This window comes from Roseovarius mucosus DSM 17069, assembly GCF_000768555.3.
In the GTDB taxonomy this organism is placed as follows: domain Bacteria; phylum Pseudomonadota; class Alphaproteobacteria; order Rhodobacterales; family Rhodobacteraceae; genus Roseovarius; species Roseovarius mucosus.
Genome location: NZ_KN293991.1, coordinates 540,637 through 556,625, shown reverse-complemented (window position 1 = coordinate 556,625; position 15,989 = coordinate 540,637). Strand labels below are relative to the sequence as shown.

Sequence of the window (15,989 nt, the reverse complement as noted above, 5' to 3'; positions counted from 1 at the left end):
TGACTTTGATCCACAGCCCTGTCTATAGTGTCCATCAGCGCGCCAACCATACGAGCCAGACAGCAGGGGATCGCATTGACTATTCTGGGAATGACCTGTCTGCACGATGATGGCCCCTATGTCGTTGAATGGCTGGCGCACCATCTAGCCCTCGGTTTTGACAGGATGCTGGTTTACAGCCATGACTGCACCGATGGCAGCGCGGCATTGCTGAACCTCCTCACTCAGGACCCGCGGATATTGCATGTGGAATTTTCCCCCAAAGGTGGCAAATCCGTGCAATGGCAAGCGTTGCGCCACCTGCGCGACACCAAAGAGTACAAGAAGGCCGACTGGGCGCTCTTCTTTGACTGCGACGAATTTCTGTGTGGTCACTTCAACAGCCTGCGCGACCTGCTTGCAGATTACGAACGACATGCCGGTAATTTCGACGCCCTCGCCCTTCCGTGGCGATTGTTCGGCTCGGGTGGCCACAAGCGACGTGCTGCGGGCCTGACACCAGAGCGTTTCACCCGCGCGGCGCCACTTGATCTGCATTTCCCGCTCGCCCATCTCTTCAAGACGCTGCACCGGCCGCGTGCCTTTCGGCAGCCCGGCGTCCACCGCCCACGCGCACGCCAAGCTCATGCTGCAAGTTGGATCGGTCCGGACGGTAGGCATCTTGCCGAGGGGTTCGCGGTCAGTGACAGCGCAATCTCGCTCTATGGCGCACTCAACGCCCCAGCATTGGCGTGGCTCAACCACTATTCGCTCCGCTCGGTCGAGGAATTCATGCTCAAGCGTGCCCGTGGATTGCCCAATCATATGGACCGCGAAATCGGGATCGCCTATTGGGCCGAACGCAACTGGAATACAGTCGACGCCACAGAGATTATGCCCATGATGCGCCAGACTCGGCAAGAGTTCGAGCAACTCATGGCCGTGCCCGGTGTCGCAGCGGCGCATGCGGCCTGTCTTCAGACACACACAAACCGCTATCAAACGCTGATGCAGGATATCGATTATGTTCGCCTCGCGTTCAGAGTGGGCTTTCTAACCGGTAGCACGCCCCCCTCCGCCGAAGAGGGGCGCGCCTTTTTGGCCGCACAGCTGCACTTGACCAGAGGTGGCACCGACTCATGACCGGGCAAGTGATCGAACGCCGTATGGCGAGCCAAATGTTCGAGGGGGGCACCCTACTCGATGCCGTCGAAACGCATCACGAGGGCGAGCGGCGAATAACACTGTTTTTAGCCCCCAAAGTTGACCCTGCCCTGATAAAACCCCCAAAGGGTGCCGTGCTCCTAGCAGAAATGAGCGTGGGCAGTGCGCCTATCCTCGTCTATTCCGCGCCCGAAGGCCGCCTTGCGTTTCAAACGCCCAACGGCGTGATGGACGTGACCCCAGCCGAAGCCGAATTATCCCTGCTTGAAGGGCGCGACACCATCGCTGCCGTGCGCAACGGAGAGGATGCCGCCACCGTTCTGACATGGCTGGCGTTCCACGCCGATCAGCAGCGGATGACCGGTGCCGTGATCCTCGACCGTGCGCGTCCCGGCTCGGACCGCGAATTTGCCCGCGCGCTGCGAGACGGCCTCCGCGAGAGCGGCCTCGACATCTCGGTGATCCTGCTCACGAGCGATCAGCCGCTGGGATATCCCGATGCCCCGCCCGAAGCGCATCCCTTTTGCGTGCCAGAGGCGCCGGGCAAGGACCGGATGGAAATCCCCGCGCCCGCACCATGGGAGTCGCCCCTCGGAGCGCTCAGCTATTACGAAATTGCCCGTCACCGCTTTCTGGCAGAGGCCCGCGCCGTGGCCAATATCGACGTTCACGATCTGATCGCGACAGGGCCCGAGACGATCTTTGACAGTGCGGTTGCCGCTCGCGGGGGACTGATCGCGCTTATCGGGCGGCATTGCTATCCTTGGCGCGTGCGCAATGGTCAACCCACGCGCTTTGCCGATCATATCTGCGTTCAATTCGATTCGGGCGGCGGGCGGCAGCGCTGGTGCCTCGCGCCCTCGAAACTGCCCAAGGATGCGGTCTGGCGTCTGCTGCGGGTGGGCAATGCCCGCCCCGATGCGGCGCGCACGCAGGGGTTTTATCGGCACATGGCCCTGCGCCACCCAACCCAATCGATCTCGCGGATCGTGCCGAAATCCTCGTTGATCGAGCATCCACCGCTGCTGGAACGTGCGCAATCCTACTTTGACCATACTCCGGTGCGCATGCCCGAAATCGCCCCTGATCCGCTGCATTGCGGGCGCGGGCGCGCGGCGATCATTACCACGATGAAGAATGAAGGCCCTTTTATCCTCGAATGGCTGGCCTATCACCGCGCGATTGGGTTCGACGACATCCTCGTTTACACCAACGACTGTGTCGACGGCACCGACACCATGCTTCAACTGCTGGAGCACAAGGGATTGGTACAGCACCGCGACAACCGCTTTCGCGAGATGGGCTTGCCCCCGCAACATGCCGCTCTGCAATCCGCCGAGAGCGAGCCGCTGATCAAATCTGCCACTTGGATTACATGCATCGACGTGGACGAGTACATTAACATCAAGATCGGCGACGGCACGCTTGATGCGCTATTCAAGGCGGTGCCAGAGGCCAACATGATCGCGATGACATGGCGGCTTTTTGGAAATGGCGATGTTCGAGACTATGTCGATCGCCCCATTACCGAACAATTCCTGCGCTGCGCCCCGGAATTTGCGCGCAAGCCGCATCAGGCTTGGGGATTCAAGACCCTGTTCCAGAATATCGGCTTGTTCAAGAAACTGGGGGTACATCGCCCCAAGGGGCTTAACCCGCAACTCTGGGAAGAGATCAACTGGGTAAACGGATCGGGCAAGCCCCTGCCGCGCGAAATGTATCGCAATGGCTGGCGCTCAACGATCGAGACCTATGGCTACGACCTCGTGCAACTCAATCACTACGCCGTCCGCTCTGCCGAGAGTTTTTTGGTCAAGCGTGATAGGGGCCGGGTGAACCATGTGGACCGCGACCAAGGCCTCGCCTACTGGTTTCGCATGAACAACAATTTCCAAGAGGACCTCTCTATTCAACCGCGCCTTGCGATGATGCGGGCCGAACTGGATCGGCTGATGCAGGACCCCGAAATTGCCGCAGCGCATCACCATTCGGTTGCCTGCCACCGCGCAAAAATCGACGAATTGCGCGCGACCGAGAATTACAGCAATTTCTTCGCGGAGCTGACCAGCCCCCGTATGGAACGCCTGTCGCGGTTGCACAGCCACTTTGGATCGAATGTCTTTCTATCCGGTCCGGGCGTGATCCCTGACGAGGTTGCATCACGCGACCCCATGGATGAGTGGTTCTTTACCGTGGAGTTGCAGGGCGATACCGCACATTAGCCGAAATCGGCTGAAATCGCCTCTACAAGCTCGTCCATATCGGGGTCCATCCGCAATGACGCAGCCTTGCGTCGGTGCCACTCAACCCCTTTGGCGTGCAAGTCTGCCAACTGTGGATCCCGTTTGAAACGCTCCAGCCATTCCGAGGTTTGTTCGCCATAACGCGCAATCGACCCATCGGTTTCATCGTTCAGGTTGAACTTGTCCCAATATTCCTTACCCAGAACGTGATGCGAATGGTTGGCCCGCCCGCGCGCACGCTTGACCAAGAAGCTGTCCATCGAGCGCAACGCATAGTGGTTCACCTGTGCATGCGTAAAAAGAGGCGGATTGTCCGTGCGACGCCCGTTCACGACATAATCAAGGCCGCCGGGCAGCACGCGTCGGACGGTGGCAATATGCTCCTCCCGCGACACCGGCGCATGCAGGCCCATCCGCAGGAACTTGTGCTGATTGGTGTAGAGAGATTTGACGAACTTGCCGGTACTGGGCCGCGTCTCGGCGTCCCATTCATATTCGCCCTTGGTGAATTGTTCGGTCACGGGCTTGTCGACGAACTGGCCGACACCATTCGGTCCGAATACACGCCACGGCACCGAAATCACATCCGCATCCGCGCCGGACCCTTGGACCAGCGCCCGCACAGAACCGTCACCCAGATGAATATTGAGGAATTCGTCGACATCGCACACAAAAATCCAAGCGGCATTTAACACGATGTCATAGCGGCGGCTGGCCTGCCGCAGGGCGCTGCGGTGGATGCCCGCCTTGCGCACAACTGTGTCATGCTGCGTGACATGGCCCATCTCTTGCAGCCGCCGCAGGATCTCAACCGTCGTGTCGGTGCAATCGTTGGTGCAGACCAGAATATGATCGAAGCCGAGCGTTTTGTAATGCGCCACCCATTCGAGGATATAGGGCGCCTCGTTCTTCATCGTCGAGACGACGGTATAGGTCTCTGTGCTCATATCCGCCTCTTTACGTGCGCCATCTGGCCGCCTTGTTTTGATGACACCTTAACGTGGGCATCCCCGCCAAGACAAGCCGCATGGCGGCGCTGACACGACCCCGCAATTTCGCCAACGCCCCCCATTCTGACGATTCACAAACCCGGTCAGAGCGTCTAATCTGCTCAAAATCGCACTGTGCCGGCGACATGGCGCGCTAAAAGGAGAGTTTCTGGTGGCACGGATACGCGAGGTTGGAACACTCTGGATTGGCGGTGCACTGAGTTGGTTGGAACAGATTTGCCTAAAGTCCTTTGTGGACAAAGGTCAGAAAATCACGCTTTTCGCTTATGAACCCATCCCGAACATGCCCGCAGGGGTCATCTTTCGCGACGGGCGCGAGATCATCGACACTGAAGATTTCATAAAATACGAGCAAAAAAACAGCTACGCACTCTTTGCCGACTGGTTTCGCCTACACATGATCCACAAATGCCCCGGCATGATCTGGGTGGATACCGATGTCTATTGCCATCGCCCGATGGACTATGACAGCGACTATGTCCTTGGGTATGAGCTTCCGGGGGAGCATCGCGTCAATAACGCGGTGCTGGGCCTGCCCGCCGACAGCGAGATTCTGGCGCAGATGCTGGAATTTACTTCGGATCGCTATTCCATTGCGCCCTTCCTGCCCCGCAAGCGGCAAGAGATGATGCGCAAACAGGCGCAAAAGGGCAAACCAGTGCATGTTTCGCAACAACCTTGGGGCGTTTGGGGGCCGATGATGGTCACGCATTATGTCCATACCTTGGGGCTAGAGGCACATGTGCAATCGCTCAACGCCTTTTATCCGATCACCTTTCCAGAACGGTTCAAGTTCCTGCGCCGGGCAGATCTGGCCGAGGGGCTGATCACGCCGGAAACCACGGCGCTGCACCTCTGGGCCTCGAACAAACGTCAATTGGGCAATATCCACAACGGCCTGCCGCCCAAAGGATCGTATCTGGAGAAACTGGTACAGGAGACCGGCATCACGCCCGCGCTTGCGCCAATCAGGGGGCGCGGCAACACCACATTCGAAGGGGCTTTGATCGACGAGTTGGACCTGCAGACTGTCACCGTTGCGGCGGATCTGACCGGACAGGCCCGCGGCTTCATGCTGGCCCTGCATCACAAGTTCGATTGCGACATCCAGGTGATCAATTGCAACCGGCGGGGCAAATTCAAAGACAGTGATCAGGATTGGCTGGCGGGCTATATGTCTTTCCTGACCGAAAATGACGTAAGCCCCGACCGCATCCGGGTCCTGCGCGCAGAGTCGGACCTGCGCCCGGTGGATGTGCTGTGCAATCTCTCGGGATTTGGCGACCGTCACAACGTTCCGTTTCTTGGGAAATTCCTCGAACGCTGTTTGCATGCGGATAGCCGCGTCTTCATGGATGTGCGCAAAGGCTCGGGGGCTTTTCCATTTCTCAAGGCGTTCGGCACCTACACAACGCTCTCGACGCGCGAGGAAGACGGGCATCAGATCACCCGCATCCGCCTCCAGCCCAAAGCGCCAGAGGTTACGCCAACCGAAGACAACTGGGACCAGATCGCGCACCAATTGGCCGGGCAGGACGGCTGGTATCGCGCAGGGCCAGAAGGGCACAGCTTTCTCTTCATGCCCCGCGATCCGGATACGCTGGTTGTCACATTCGACAATCTCGATATCGCCATGACCAAGCGCGAGGATCGGCGCCCTTGGGGATACAATTTCATTCAGGACCAAGGCTGGTCGATGTTGGGCGTTCTGGCAGGCGGCTGGACATGGTATCGCGAGCCATGGGTTTGCGATCAGTTCGACACGCTCCAGCAAGAAGGCTTCTTCAAACAATTTCGCCGGGTCGTGTTCTATGGCGCTTCGATGGGGGGCTATGCGGCCTGTGCCTTTGCGCCGGCGGCACCCGGTTGTGATGTGGTTGCGATCTCGCCTCAGAGCACGGTCGACAGATCCATCGTCCCGTGGGAAACCCGCTACAAGACTGTGTGGGATAGGGATTTTACCGGAAAGTACGGGGACGCCGCCGAGGTCAGTCGTGCGGCCCATCGTGTATCGATCCTCTATGATCCCTATGAGCCGCTCGATGCGCAACATGCAGCGCGCTTCCAACATCCGAATGTACAGCATCTGCGCGCGCCCCTTCTGGGGCATCGTTTGGGCAGCGCGCTCAATCAGATGGGTATTCTCAGCCCGATCATCCTTGGGGCCCTGAACGGCACTCTGACCCCGCAGGACTATTATCGCCTGCTGCGCGCCCGGCGCGACTTGCCACGCTACCAACGCGAATTGTTCAACCGCGCTGTTGCCAAAGGGCACACCAAGCTTGCCGAAAGGCTTGGGGCGAAAATTCTGGCTCAGAACCCAAATCGCGCCGTGCGCATCGGTCTCGAGGCACTCAAGGCGGGGTGACCCCCGGATCTCGGCCCCAAACCGCCGCGCCCTCATCGCACGACGAATTCGGCATGCAGCGCCCCGGCCGCTTTGATACTCTTGAGTATGTCGATCATGTCTCGCGGGGCCACACCCAGCGCATTCAAGCCCGCAATCACCTCCGAGAGCGAGGTTCCCGGCAAAACCTCGGCCAATCCGATCCCAGGCTCTTCTTCTATCCCCGCCTGCGTGCGCGGCACCACAACTGTCTCGCCTTGGGCAAAGGGATTGGGCTGTACCACCAGTGGCGTTTCCTGAATGCGCAGGGTCAGATTGCCCTGCGATACGGCCACCCGCGAAATCCGGACATCCTGCCCCATCACGATCGTGCCGGAGCGTTGATCCACCACCACCCGCGCCTTGCGCTCGGGTTCGACCAGAATATTCTCGATCTGGCCAAGCGCATGGGCAGGCGAAGCGGCACGCATGCGCGAGAGCGTCAATTGCACAGTGCCCGCGTCAAGCATAAAGGCCGCGTCGCGGCCGAGGGTGCCATTGATCGCTCTCTCGATCCGCGCAGCCGTGGTAAAATCCGGCTCTCTCAGGGCAAGACGCACCGAATCCAGCGCGGTAAAGTCAAAGTCGATTTCGCGTTCGACCCGCGCACCAGAGGGAATCACGCCCGCCGTCGGCACCCCTTGCACAACCCCGCCCGCATCCCCCTGGGCGGCCACACCGCCCGCGATGATGGTACCCTGAGCCACGGCATAGATCTGACCATCGGCCGCATTCAGGGGCGTCATCACAAGGGTTCCGCCCAACAGGCTCTTGGCATCACCAATAGCGGATATGGTTACGTCGATCTGGCCCCCAGCCCGGGCAAAGGGGGGTAATTCCGCGGTGACAAAGACTGCAGCGACATTCTTGGGTCGAAATTGCTCCCCCGAGACGTTTATCCCGAGGCGTTCGAGAATGTTCGACATTATCTCTTCTGTGAACGGCGCGTTGCGTAACCCGTCTCCCGTGCCATTCAGGCCCACAACAAGGCCATAACCCACAAGATCATTGCCGCGCACCCCGTCGAATTCGACCAGATCCTTGATCCGGATAGGGCTGGCGGATGCCGCCACGCCAGCGACCGCAAGAGCCAGAGTCGCAATCCCCCTGACGATTTGCAACCAGAGACTCATGGCAGGAAATTCAAGAGGCTGAGGCGCGACGCGCGCGCCGTGACGGTATATAGGGACTCCAATTGGAATTGCACCTGCTCCAATTCGACCGCCGTCTCGAACGCGTCCACTGAGATCAGTTCCGCGCGCGCAATCTCGAAACTGGTTATTTCAGTGGCGATGCGCACGGTCGATTGCGCGATCCGGTTCTCAGCTTGACCGAGGCTGGCGCGCATTTCGGTCAGCACATCCTGATGCGCCAAGAGCGCGACACCCGCCCCCAAGGCAAGGCCGATCCGATCGTCCAACCCTAGGGAAAGATCTGCATCATCGCTGACGGCGATCAGGGTCACCTGCTTGAGCGCCTCGCGCAAGCCCTTATCATCAGCCCGGATATCAAGAGCCACAGACTCGCCCGAGCCAAGCCTGTAAGTGGCAACCTCGCTATTCCCCCCCTGATAAATCGAGGCCAGAAATCCGCCTGTGGAACTATCAAAAAAGATATCCAGTCGGCTTTGGACCTCTGCGGCGCTCGTGGCCCCAATGAGTGCGCTTCGCACCTCGGACAGCAGAATTTCGGCTGGGGCCAGCGGGCTTGTTTCGGTCTGGGCGCCAGAAAACAGGGAACGACCGGCGACCTCGGTGTTAAGAGAACCGATAAGAGAGCCCATGGTCTGAGCAGCAGTGGCGGCAAGGTCTGAGACTTGGCGAGTTGTACCTGCCGTCCCGAGGGTGATGGCCTGCGCCGCCAACTCGGTGGTTGCGCTCTGCACACGGGCGAGAGAGGCCTGCATAACCTCTGTATCGGTTGCGGCCTCGCGTGCGGCCGTACGATGCCCCGACAAGAGCACCAACTCGTGCTCGATATCGGCCAGTGGCAGGAAGTTTCCCGACAGGTGCCGCCCAAGGTCCGCAGCCCGTCCGCTGCTCAACTCCAGCCCAAGGCGGTCCAGTTGCTGGCGTAGGTCCACGCCTTGCCGGCGCAGCGCAAAGGATTGGGCAAGATCACCAATGGTCTGAAAATTCATGGTCATATCCTCAACAGGGTATCAAGCATGTCATCAATCGTCTGGATCATGCGGGCATTGGCGCCGAACGCCTGCTCCACAAGCAAGAGGCGCTGCAATTCCGCGTCGCTGTCTACGCCGGTGGCCAATTCTTGCGCCCTGAACTCTGCGGCCTGACCCGTGGCAAAGCTCTGGCGTTCTTCAGTTGCGACCCGCTCTAGAGAGAGGCTTGAAATCAGGGTGGCGGCATGATCGGCGACAGAGCGCGTGCCACCTCCCAAAAGGCCGGACGGCAAACTGCTGGACTGCGTCAAGGCGCGGCTCAACGCTCCAAGTAGCGCCCCGCTGCCTGGTGGCCCGGCGAGCGGCGCCCCGAGACCGTCTCGAATCCGGAAAAGGGCGCCCCCTTGGGCGGGATCGACAAGACGTGTGACTGCGATCCGGTTGGCAATGCCCGGCTCGTTTTCTGCCGCAAAGGCAGTGCCCGCATCTGTCAGGAAACCCGGCGCGTTAGGCGCGCGCGTCGCGTCCAGGCCCGGTTCCTGAAATCGCTCCACCAGATCGCGTGCCAGCGCATCGAGCTTTGCATTCGCCTCAACCGCCGCGCGATCCCGAATGTCGAACAATGCGCCAAGCCGCCCACCTTGCAACGGCCCTCGGTCGGCAGCGATAGTCACCTCGGTGCCGTCGATTGCGATGCCCGAGAGATGCCCCCCTTCGTATGTCATGTGTGGCGTCACCAGCGGCGCAGGTTCAAAGGTGAGGCTGACGGCCCGACCATCCAGCAGCATTCCCCCGCCAGTGGTCACAAGCGCCACAGAGGTATCCCCGCGCGGCAGCTGCCGCAGAGGAACAATCAGTGACAGCGCGTCAATCGCACGTTGGCGCTGATCCTCAAGTGCTGTGATGTCATGACCGCGCGACTGACCCTTGGTGATCTGGGCGTTGAGCGCGGCGACATCTTTGAGACCCGCGTTCAGCGCCTGTACCGCTGTGGCGATGTCGCGATCTGCGGCCGTTCTGAGGCGCGCTATGTCTGCGGCGGCATCGTTGATCCCCGTGGTCAGGCCCTGCGCGGCACTCAGGACCGCCGCAAGCCGGTTCGTGTCCTCGGGGCGGTTGGCCGCCGTTTCGAGCGCCACTTCAAATGCGGCCAGACGACCTGTCAGGGAGTTCGGCGCATCGGGCGTGCCAACCGCATTCTCGACCGCGCGTGCAAACCCGGCCTGCACCTCAGAGGCCGCGCGCGCGCTGTCGGCCAGACGCCGGTCGGACAGAAGACCCTGATCGACCTGCCGCACAACACCCGTGACCTGGACGCCACGACTATCCCGCGTCGCCGCAAGCGTGATCTCGCGCGGCGCGAACCCCTCGGTCAGCGCGTTCGCGAGGTTCCCCGACAGCACGTCGACCGCGCGGGTGTTGGCAGCCAGCCCGCTGAGGGCGCTGGACAAGGCCGAGCCGAGGGTCATGGCATTTCCTTTCCTTCTGCCTCAAACAGGCGATTAGCGGATGATATTGGTTGTTTCCTGCAACATCTCGTCGACGGTTTGGATCACCTTGGCATTCGAAGAATAGGCGCGCTGTGTCTGGATCATATCCGTCAACTCGCCCGCAACATCGGTGGCGGATTCCTGGCGGGCAAAGGCCACGATATCGCCCGTCGGCCCATCCCCCGCATCCCACAGGAAAAACGAACCGCTAGCGGTCGAGGGCAGGTAGGTCTGTTGGTCCATCGACACCATACCATTCGGATTGGGCAGATCCACGAGCGGCACCTGATAGACGATCCGGCTCACGCCTGTGTCAAAGGTGGCGCGAACAAATCCGTTGGCGTCCACTTCGGCAGAGGTCATGTTGCCGACCGGAGAGCCATCCTTGGCGATAGAGAGCGGCGCAAAGCTGTCCGAAAGCTGGCTCATCCCATCGGAGGTGCCGGGGCGCCCGATATTGATCTCGATCGGTCCGCCCGCGACATCGACGATGATGGTGCCGCTGCTCGGATCATAGGCGCCGCCTGTTAAACTCTGGACATTGAGAAGAGTGCCCCCCGTCTCACGCGCGTCGTCGAAGGTCAAAACATATTCCCCGATCAACGCATTGCCCTGCGCGGAGTCGGTCAGGGTCACGGTCCATTCATTCGAGAGACCCGTGGTGGGAACGGTCGGCGCGAACTGCATCGAAATCGTCTCGGACGTGCCGAGATTGTCGAAATACTCGATCGAGAGCTGCTGCGGATCGCCCAAACTATCAAAACGCGTATCCGTGGCAGGTAGGTTGATGCCCAAATTAATGGCGGTGGTCGGCTCACCGGTCAGTTGGTTGACATTGATCTGGACGGGTTCCAGCCCGGTGCTCGTGTCGCGGGAAAACTCGGGGATGGAGCCATCGGGATTGGCGGGCCAACCCAAGAGAACGAGCCCGGATTCCGTGACCAGCCGACCTTGGGAATCGGTGCGGAACGAACCGGTTGTGGTCAGCAACATCTGCGGATCGCCGTTGCCAACGGCAAGGTCGGTGACACGCGCCACCGGCAAAAACCCACGGTCACGCACAGCGAGATCTGTTGGGTTCGCAGAGCTGACAATCGCGCCGCCCTGATCAATCAGGCGCTGCGTTCCTGCGCGCACCCCGCCTGCCGCATAGCTGCCACCACGACCAGAGATGACGACCGACTCGAAATCAGCCTCGACCCGGCGATAGCCAAAGGTTGATGAATTGGCGATATTGTCCGAGATCGTGGCGAGCCGCGTGGCATTCGCGTTCAGCCCCGCAACGCTGGCATTGAGTGAGGAGGAAATTGTCATGGATACGCCCTTCTGCTGCGTCGACCAACCTTGGGACACAGGCATACGCGCGTAACTTTAACAGTCCGCTAATGGATAAAAATCTCGCTAGTTCTCTCCATCTCGGGATCGCAGCAGGATCAGCTGGAGCCTGTTGTTGCGCAGGTCCATCGGATCGGTGACATTCGGAGACCGGTCCGCATGGCCCGTGATCCGGCGCATTCGGGTGGCCGCGAGACCCGCCTCCTCTAGCATCCGACGAAACTGATTGGCACGTGCGGTGGACAGGTCCCAGACAGGGTTTCGGACCAGCGTAATGGGCTGCGCACGCGCGTAGCCCGCAAGTGCCGCATCGTTGATCACAAGATTGGCGGCCGAGGCCAAGAGCACCGAAAGGTCTTGGAGCAGTCGCGTCGGACTGGTCTGTTCTGCCTCAAAAAGCAGGGCACCGGGCAGGTCGAAAATCTCGATCACCAGCCCCTCATCGGTGACACGGGTCACGATGTGGCGCAACAGGTCGTCCGATACCATACTCTCGCCGCTGCGCCCGGTCAGCATAGCCTCAATAGTGGAGAATGCCTGCACTTCGGCCTCTTGTTCAGCCGAAAGATTGCCCCCTTCGACCTGGCCCATTTCGCCTCGCGCCTGCTGGCTGGAGGTTGCCAGACGTTGCGAGGCACCAGTGCCATTCTGCGCCAGAACATCCTGAGAAAAGACGCTCTCGCCACCAAAGGCACCTTCACCCCCGCCTGAGGTGCGGCTGATCGGGACGGTCGGGCTGAAATAGTCCGATATCCCCTTGCGTTGTTGTTCCGTCGTCGCGTTCAACAGCCACATCAGCAGGAAAAAGGCCATCATGGCCGTGACAAAGTCTGCGTAAGCGACCTTCCAGGCACCGCCATGATGCCCACCACCGCCCACAACCTTTTTCCGTTTGATGATGACTGGCGCGGCATTGCTCTGCGCGCCCATTCTCACCACCTTTGTACTCACCCGCGTTAAGGGTTAGCACAACAGAGCTTACCGGGCTGTTAACACCTCAAGTTTTAACAACTTACCGGTCCTAAGCCTGCCCCGGCAACCACAGGACAATCGCCGGAAAGGCCACCAGCAGCGCAATGGTGATGGCATCCGCGACAAAGAACGGCGCCACGCCCTTGAACACATCCTGCACGCTGATATCGTCCCGCACCCCCGCCACGACAAAGCAATTGAGCCCGATGGGTGGGGTGATCAAACAGAATTCGGCCATCTTAACCACGAGTATCCCGAACCAGATCGCGCACATCGGCCCCGACATGCCAAAGGTGCTGTCGGCCGCGCTGACCGCAACGCCGCCATTCAGCGCCATGACCGCCGGATAGACCACCGGCAGCGTCAACAGCAGCATTCCGATCGCGTCCATGAACATGCCCAAGACGGCATAGGCCAACAGGATGCAGATCAGGATAAGCATCGGCGACATGGTGAGAGAGGTGATCCAATTGGCAAAGGCATGCGGCAGATCCGCAAAGCCGAGGAAGCGCACATAGATCAGCACGCCCCAGATGATCGTGAAGATCATCACGCTCAGCTTGGCGGTTTCCAGCAACGCATCCTTCAACTCGGGCCACCGCATTCCACGATAGAGCGCGACCAGAAACACGAGAAACGCCCCTATGGCTCCGCCTTCGGTCGGAGTGCCCCAGGCATCGCCGCCAAACGGGTTGTAGACAAAGAATACGATGGTCACGACCACAAAGACGATGGGCAGCGCTGGAGGCAAGGAAACGAACCGCTCGCGCCATGTGAAGCCCGTGACCGGCGGGCCGAACCCCTTGATCGTCAGGGCCAAACCGATGATCAAGGTCACATAGACAACGGCCGAGAACACCCCCGGTACGAAGCCCGCCAACAAGAGCTTGCCCACGTCCTGCTCGACGATGATGGCGTAGATCACCAAGAGCGCGGAGGGCGGAATCAGGCTGGCCAAGGTGCCGCTGGCGGCCACGACGCCTGCAGCAAAACGCTTGTCATATCCGATCTTGAGCATCTCGGGGATGGCGATACGGGCAAAGACCGCCGCCGTCGCCACGCTCGCCCCCGACACGGCGGCAAAGCCCGCGGTGGCGAACACCGTCGAGACCGCAAGCCCCCCCGGAACCCATGCAATCCAGCGCTTTGCCGCCTCAAACAGAGCCTGCGTGAGGCCTGCGTAATACGCGAGATATCCAATCAGGATGAATGTGGGAATGAGGCTCAGCGCCTGCGAACTCACCTTGGAATGGGGCACCTGCCCCGCGGTCTTGACTGCAACGGTCAGGGCCCAGAAGAATTCGTCACCCGCATAGCCCTTTTTGGACCAGAAAATCCAGATCAGGCCAATGACACCGGCAAGGGCCGCAGCAAAAGCCACCCGCATGCCCAAAATCACGACGACCAGCATGATACCGGTGACGACGATTCCGATCTCGATGGGTTCCATCAGGCGCTTTCCTTACGTGTCATGGCCGGTCAATTGCGCGGCTTCGCGCGCGGCTTGCGTGGCCACATCCTCGATCAGGGGCACCGCTATTGGTTGCTCGGACCCAGAGGTGAACGCCCGCCCATAAGCCCAGAGTTGCAGTGTCAGCCGTAGTGAAAGCACTGCAAAGGCGATGGGTGCCAATATCTTGGCGGGCCAGATCGGCAGGCCGATGTCGATGGTGCTGTCCCGGCTCCACATCGGCGCGGCCCAATCGAAACTGCGCTGGAAATGCGCCCAACTGCCCCAAACCAGCAGTAGCATCAGGACCAGCACCGCCAGAGTCGTGATGAACTCGACCAACCAGAGCGTCCGGCCACGCAGCATCCCGACCACCACATCCATGCGAATATGCCCGCCGTCCCTCTGCGTATAGGCCACGCCCATAAACGCAATAAGCGGCATGATCTGTTCGATCCAGTCGACATAACCGGGCACAGGCTGATTAAAGAAATTCCGCCCACTGACAGAGATCACCGCTAGGATCATGATGCTGAAGACCGCGAGGCCGCTCAGCAGCGCGAGCAGCCTCTCTAGCCGATAGAGGTGCCGGTCAAGATGGCTCAGAAGGCTGTTATCGGACAGCACAGATGCAGAGCCCGCCATCGGTTTTCCCCCCTGTCTTTATGGGATGAGAAACGGCCCGCCGCGCGGATTGCGGGGCGGGCCGACGTCATCGGCTCAGGAGCCACCCTTGATTTCAGTCAGTTTGGTCGTAACGAAATCATAGAGTTCCTGCGCCGGCAGGCCGCGTGCGGTATTCTCTTCGATCCAGCTCTGCGCGGCCGGCCCAGCCGCCGCGTCCTTGAACGCATCGAGCGACGCCTGATCAAAGCTGACCGAGGTAATTCCGCGCTCTTCGAGGGCCGGGCCCCATGCCTTCATGGTTTCGTTCTCGTAATAGTCGATGTAATGCGCCAGCGCCTCATCGACCGACCCCAGCAGCGCCTCGCGCTCGGCATCGCTCAGGGCGTTCAAAGCATCGGTATTCACGACAACTGGGCAATTCACCGTGCCGGGGTTGAGGTTGGCGGTCCACCATGTCGCGCTCTCGATGGTGCCAAACGACATATGGGCATGCGGTGCAAAGCTGACGGCTTTAACGACACCGCTATCCATCGACTGCCGCACTTCGGTCGCCGACATCGAGGTGGGCACAGCACCAATAGCTTGCATGGCCGCGCCGATCCCGCCAAGAGCGCGCACGCTCATGCCCTGAAAATCTTCGGGGCTGTCAGGCACGTCACCGGCGCCGACAAAATTATACTGCGGCATCGGCGTGGGCATCAAAAGCGTGGCATTCCAACGTGCGAGATCGGCCTGAACAGCCGGATGCGCATAGAGCGCTTGCGCCAGCGCCGTTTCCTGCTTCAGCGTTTCCACGCCGAGGAAGGGCAATTCCATCACCGTCAGCGACGGATTTTTGTCGGCGTGGTACCCGGCACAAAACTGCGCCATCTCGAACGCCCCGATGGAGATCCCATCGAGGTTCTCTTTCTCGTTCGAGAGGCCGCCATAGCTGATGTTCAGGGTGAATTCGCCATTGGTCTTGGCGCTCACCAATTCCGCAATCTTTTCCACATGCTCGGTAAAGGCGCGGCGCTTGCCCCAAACGGACACGTTCCACTCCGTTGCCATCGCCTCGCCCGCAAAGGCGAGGCTAAGGGCCGCCACGGCGGTGTAGCTCAGATATTTCTTCATGGTTTTGCTCCCTGTTTGACTTGTTTGATTGGGGTTGCCATTCGGAAATGTGCCAACATTGTTCTTTGTAAACAATGAATATCGACGGCAACCCAGTT

General features: G+C 60.2%; 12 protein-coding genes. 3 read left to right on the top strand and 9 right to left on the bottom strand.

Features of this window, described 5'->3' with window-relative positions:
- Positions 1–75: 75 nt before the first annotated feature.
- Both ROSMUC_RS20400 and ROSMUC_RS20395 read left to right on the top strand, forming a co-directional pair.
- Positions 76–1,122 carry a glycosyltransferase family 2 protein gene (locus ROSMUC_RS20400; RefSeq protein ID WP_146005710.1) on the top strand — a complete coding sequence of 349 codons (1,047 nt, stop codon included), beginning with the start codon at positions 76–78 and terminating at the stop codon, positions 1,120–1,122.
- Positions 1,119–3,365 (top strand): glycosyltransferase family 2 protein, encoded by a 2,247-nt coding sequence (locus ROSMUC_RS20395; RefSeq protein ID WP_052115464.1) that lies wholly within the window; start codon positions 1,119–1,121, stop codon positions 3,363–3,365. Before ROSMUC_RS20400 ends, ROSMUC_RS20395 begins: the two co-directional genes overlap by 4 nt.
- On the opposite strand, the gene ROSMUC_RS20390 is transcribed toward ROSMUC_RS20395, so the two are convergent.
- A complete protein-coding gene (locus ROSMUC_RS20390; RefSeq protein WP_037276727.1) occupies positions 3,362–4,333 on the bottom strand; it encodes a glycosyltransferase family 2 protein in 972 nt (323 codons plus the stop codon). The two genes, ROSMUC_RS20395 and ROSMUC_RS20390, sit on opposite strands and share 4 nt — an antisense overlap.
- A gap of 214 nt (positions 4,334–4,547) precedes the next feature.
- On the opposite strand from ROSMUC_RS20390, the gene ROSMUC_RS20385 reads away from it, so the two are divergent.
- A complete protein-coding gene (locus tag ROSMUC_RS20385) occupies positions 4,548–6,764 on the top strand; it encodes a glycosyltransferase family 32 protein (protein WP_037276725.1) in 2,217 nt (738 codons plus the stop codon).
- 32 nt (positions 6,765–6,796) lie between these two features.
- Here ROSMUC_RS20385 and ROSMUC_RS20380 read toward each other — a convergent pair whose 3' ends face one another.
- From ROSMUC_RS20380 to ROSMUC_RS20345, 8 genes are all read right to left on the bottom strand, one after another.
- Positions 6,797–7,915, bottom strand: coding sequence for a flagellar basal body P-ring protein FlgI (locus ROSMUC_RS20380; RefSeq protein WP_037276724.1), 1,119 nt, complete (start codon positions 7,913–7,915; stop codon positions 6,797–6,799).
- Positions 7,912–8,922: a flagellin gene (locus ROSMUC_RS20375; protein ID WP_245875248.1), complete on the bottom strand. Its 1,011-nt coding sequence runs from the start codon at positions 8,920–8,922 to the stop codon at positions 7,912–7,914. The genes ROSMUC_RS20380 and ROSMUC_RS20375 overlap by 4 nt, the downstream gene beginning before the upstream one ends.
- Positions 8,923–8,924: 2 nt before the next feature.
- The gene (flgK, locus tag ROSMUC_RS20370; protein WP_037276721.1) at positions 8,925–10,373 is read right to left on the bottom strand and encodes a flagellar hook-associated protein FlgK; all 1,449 of its coding nucleotides are present in this window, start codon (positions 10,371–10,373) and stop codon (positions 8,925–8,927) included.
- 33 nt (positions 10,374–10,406) lie between these two features.
- The gene (locus ROSMUC_RS20365; RefSeq protein ID WP_206018483.1) at positions 10,407–11,708 is read right to left on the bottom strand and encodes a flagellar hook protein FlgE; all 1,302 of its coding nucleotides are present in this window, start codon (positions 11,706–11,708) and stop codon (positions 10,407–10,409) included.
- A gap of 87 nt (positions 11,709–11,795) precedes the next feature.
- Positions 11,796–12,659: a flagellar motor protein MotB gene (locus tag ROSMUC_RS20360; RefSeq protein WP_037276718.1), complete on the bottom strand. Its 864-nt coding sequence runs from the start codon at positions 12,657–12,659 to the stop codon at positions 11,796–11,798.
- A 91-nt stretch (positions 12,660–12,750) separates the two neighbouring features.
- Positions 12,751–14,151, bottom strand: a complete 1,401-nt coding sequence (locus tag ROSMUC_RS20355; protein WP_037276717.1) for a TRAP transporter large permease — start codon at positions 14,149–14,151, stop codon at positions 12,751–12,753.
- A 12-nt stretch (positions 14,152–14,163) separates the two neighbouring features.
- The gene (locus ROSMUC_RS20350) at positions 14,164–14,796 is read right to left on the bottom strand and encodes a TRAP transporter small permease subunit (protein WP_037276715.1); all 633 of its coding nucleotides are present in this window, start codon (positions 14,794–14,796) and stop codon (positions 14,164–14,166) included.
- A gap of 75 nt (positions 14,797–14,871) precedes the next feature.
- Positions 14,872–15,891, bottom strand: a complete 1,020-nt coding sequence (locus ROSMUC_RS20345; RefSeq protein WP_037276712.1) for a C4-dicarboxylate TRAP transporter substrate-binding protein — start codon at positions 15,889–15,891, stop codon at positions 14,872–14,874.
- Positions 15,892–15,989 lie beyond the last annotated feature (98 nt).